General features: G+C 66.9%; 4 protein-coding genes. 2 read left to right on the forward strand and 2 right to left on the reverse strand.

Translation table 11 applies throughout. The features are described 5' to 3' along the window. Positions 1-172: 172 nt before the first annotated feature. Complete coding sequence (locus LQV45_RS22345) at positions 173-1,645, forward strand: cell wall metabolism sensor histidine kinase WalK (RefSeq protein ID WP_230008876.1); 1,473 nt, start codon at positions 173-175, stop codon at positions 1,643-1,645. Here LQV45_RS22345 and LQV45_RS22350 read toward each other — a convergent pair. Then, positions 1,593-2,303, reverse strand: a complete 711-nt coding sequence (locus LQV45_RS22350; RefSeq protein ID WP_230008877.1) for a response regulator transcription factor — start codon at positions 2,301-2,303, stop codon at positions 1,593-1,595. The genes LQV45_RS22345 and LQV45_RS22350 overlap by 53 nt on opposite strands. A gap of 96 nt (positions 2,304-2,399) precedes the next feature. Beyond that, positions 2,400-2,645: a hypothetical protein gene (locus LQV45_RS22355; RefSeq protein ID WP_230008878.1), complete on the reverse strand. Its 246-nt coding sequence runs from the start codon at positions 2,643-2,645 to the stop codon at positions 2,400-2,402. A 331-nt stretch (positions 2,646-2,976) separates the two neighbouring features. Here LQV45_RS22355 and LQV45_RS22360 point away from each other — a divergent pair. Then, a partial coding sequence (locus LQV45_RS22360; protein WP_230008879.1) for a DUF4193 domain-containing protein occupies positions 2,977-3,263 on the forward strand: 287 nt, incomplete at its 3' end.

Consider the following 3,263-nt stretch of genomic DNA (forward strand, 5'->3'; position numbering starts at 1 on the left):
TTTTCCACTCTCCCCCATCCCGCTGAGAAGAGACTGAGAGCAGCCTCTCCCTGGGGACGTGCGCGCATGCAGGAGCGCTCCGGCCACCGCCGGGGGTGCCGGCCGGGCGGGCGGCGCCGGCAATGCGGCCGCGGTGGTTGTCCCGAACCGCGCATTGACGCATTCTTGGAGCATGGCACTGGGCAAACGGGCCCCCTCCGGCCCCGGCACGGGCGAGATTCGATGGGGCGTGCGGAAGCGCTCGACGGCGGTCGCCGTCGGCGTCGTAGCCGTGGCGCTGCTGCTCGGCGGCGTCGTCCTTCTGGTCCTGCTGCAGGCGTCCCTGGCGCGGTCGAGCGACGCCGCAGCCCAGCAGAAGGCCCTGGACGTGGTCGCCGAGATGGAGGACATGGACATCGAGGATGCCCGCGCCTACATCATTGACACCGCGCATGCGGGCCAGTTCGTCCAGGTGCTGGATGCCGAAGGGTATGTCCTGGCCAGCTCGGACCCCGAGGTCGCCAACGCCCCGCTCTCAGCCCAGCGGCCCAGCCCGGGCCACACCATGACCCAGGACGTCTCGAGCCTTCCGAGCATCGGGGACACCGACGACTACCACATCGTCACCGTGGGAGCACGGACCGGCACGTTGAGCTATACCGTGGTGGTGGCCCAGGCATCACAGATACAGGCGGACACCATTTCCACCGTTGCGTGGTTCATGCTGGGAGCCACGCCGCTGCTGCTCGGGACCGTGGCCGTGGCCGTATGGCTCCTGGTGGGGCGTTCCCTCCGCCAGGTTGAGCGGATCCGTGGCCAGGTGGCCCGGATCAAGGCCGAGCGGCTGGACGGGCGCGTCGACGTCCCGCCCACCAACGACGAAATCCACGCCCTGGCGCTGACCATGAACACCATGCTGGACCGGCTGCAGGCCTCGGACACCGAACAGCGCAGATTCGTCTCGGACGCCAGCCACGAGCTGCGCAGCCCGCTGGCCACGCTGAGGGCCGGGATCGAGATCGCGGCGGCGGACCCGACCGGGGCGATGTGGCTTCAGATGAAGGATGTCCTCTCCGAGGAGACGGCCCGCATGAGCTTCCTCGTGGAGGACCTGCTGACACTGGCCAAGGCCAACGACGGCGGCCTGCGCGTGGAGCAGAAGGACGTCGATCTTGACGACGTGCTGGACCAGGAGATCCGCCGGCTGCGGTCCACCAGCCGGAACCAGATCTCGGTGCAGCTCGTTCCGACCCGGATCCGCGGCGACGCCCGGCGGCTGGCGCAGGTCCTGCGGAATGTCCTGGACAACGCGGACCGCCACGCCCTGTCCCGGATCGCCGTGGACCTGCACACCGCCGGGGACCGGGTCATCCTCACTGTCGACAACGACGGCGACCCCATCCCGGAGGCGGACCGGGAACGGATCTTCGAACGGTTTGTCCGGCTCGATGGCAGCCGTTCCCGGGAAGGCGGCGGCAGCGGACTTGGCCTGGCCATCGCGGCTGGAATTGTGGCCGCCCATCATGGGAGCATCCGTCCGACGGACGGACCGGCGGGTCACTGCCGCTTTGAGATCACATTTCCCCTTCCGGAACCTGTGGAGCCGGCCGACGTCACTCCTCGGAACTCCCGGCGGCACGGGGTTCAGGGGTCGGGTCGGCGCTGAGCAGATAGCCCATGCCGCGCACCGTGGTCAGGCTGTGGATCCCGAACGGGACATCAATCTTGCGCCGAAGGTAGCCGATGTACACCTCCACCACATTGTTCGCGCCCTCGAAAGCCGGATCCCAGACGTTTTGCAGGATTTCCGCCTTTGAGACGATCTGGTCATGCCGGCGCATCAGATAATGCAGGAGCCCGTACTCCCTGGCCGTGAGGCTGATGAGGGTGTCGCCGCGGCGCACACTGTGGCTGACGGGGTCCAGGGACAGCGTGCCAAGTGTCATGATGACAGGCCTGGCGGGCGCTCCGCGCCGGATCAACGCCCTGATCCGGGCCACCAGCACCAGGAAGCTGAACGGCTTGGTGAGGTAGTCATCAGCGCCCAGGTCGAAGGCATCGGTCTGGTCGTATTCGCCGTCCTTGGCCGTGAGCATCAGCACCGGAGTCCACACCTTGCGTTGCCGCAGTTCCTTCAAGACGTCGTAGCCGTTCATCCGCGGCAGCATGAGGTCCAGCAGGATGGCATCGTACGCGTTCTCCAGCGCCGCCGCGAGTCCCCGCACGCCGTCGTGGGCGACGTCGACGACGAACCCCTCGTTCTTCAGCCCGCGGCGGACTGTTTCCGCCAGGGCATGCTCATCCTCCACCATCAGGATCCGCAATCCAGCCCCCTCTCTTTGGGCCAGTATGGCCCTTCCGGGGCCGGGCTGGAAGGAACCTGGCGGGTCCAGTGGGAGGGGATGCCCGTCGCTGTTCGGTCAGGCCTGTTGGGGAGGACCGAACAGCCACCCCGAAACGTCGCTGCGCAGGACCACGTGCGGTCCGCCGGTGGAACTGACGCTCCCGTTGGGGACGTAGTAGCCGCGCCCGGCTCCGGGGCCGCCGGCTGCGCGGTCGATGGCGTCGGTCAGGCGCCGGGTCAGGTGCCCGCTGGGGCCCAGGGACCGCAGTTCATTGAGTTCGTCCTGCGTGAGCCGTCCCAGCACTGCAGCAATATCGGCCATGGTGAATCCTCCCGACGGATGGTGCGGATGGTGCCCAAGGTGGATGGTGCCTAAAGAATCAGGCTAGGGCACCCAAATTAACGGCGCGTGACGCCCCGGTGACGAGTGGCGAACAAAGCAGGAAGGCCGGCGTCGGGGGCGTCCGCCTCCGGGTGTCATGAGCGTCACTGCCGCGACTGCCCCGGTCCCCAGCATTTACACGGCGTCATGCTGTACGGTTCAATCCCGGAGATCCGGAGATCCGGAGATACAGAGATACGTAGATCCGGCGACACGTAGATCCGGAGAGACTCCGAATCACACGCCCAGCAACTGAAATGAGTATCACCAGGTGGCAACCGATTATGACGAAGTACGCTCCGACGTCGCGGAATCCCGCAACGCTTCCCTGGAGGCGCTCCGTTCGGCGAATGCGCCTGACGCGCGAAGCGTTGTCCGCGAACTCGACGAGGCCGATACCTCCGAAGGCGTGGAACTGCCGGGGGCAGACCTGTCCGGCGAGGAACTGACCGTCACGGTCATCCCGCAAAAGGAAGACGAATTCACCTGCTATTCCTGTTTCCTGGTGCGCCACCGGTCCCAGCTGGCCAAGGAGAAGGCCGGCCACGCCTACTGCGC

Source organism: Microbacterium sp. Bi128 (assembly GCF_918698205.1).

What these genes read in the sequence shown, in the direction of transcription:
- LQV45_RS22345 (WP_230008876.1), top strand. Translation starts at nt 173, where the DNA reads ATGGCACTGGGCAAACGGGCCCCCTCCGGCCCCGGCACGGGCGAGATT.
- LQV45_RS22355 (WP_230008878.1), bottom strand. Translation starts at nt 2,645, where the DNA reads ATGGCCGATATTGCTGCAGTGCTGGGACGGCTCACGCAGGACGAACTC.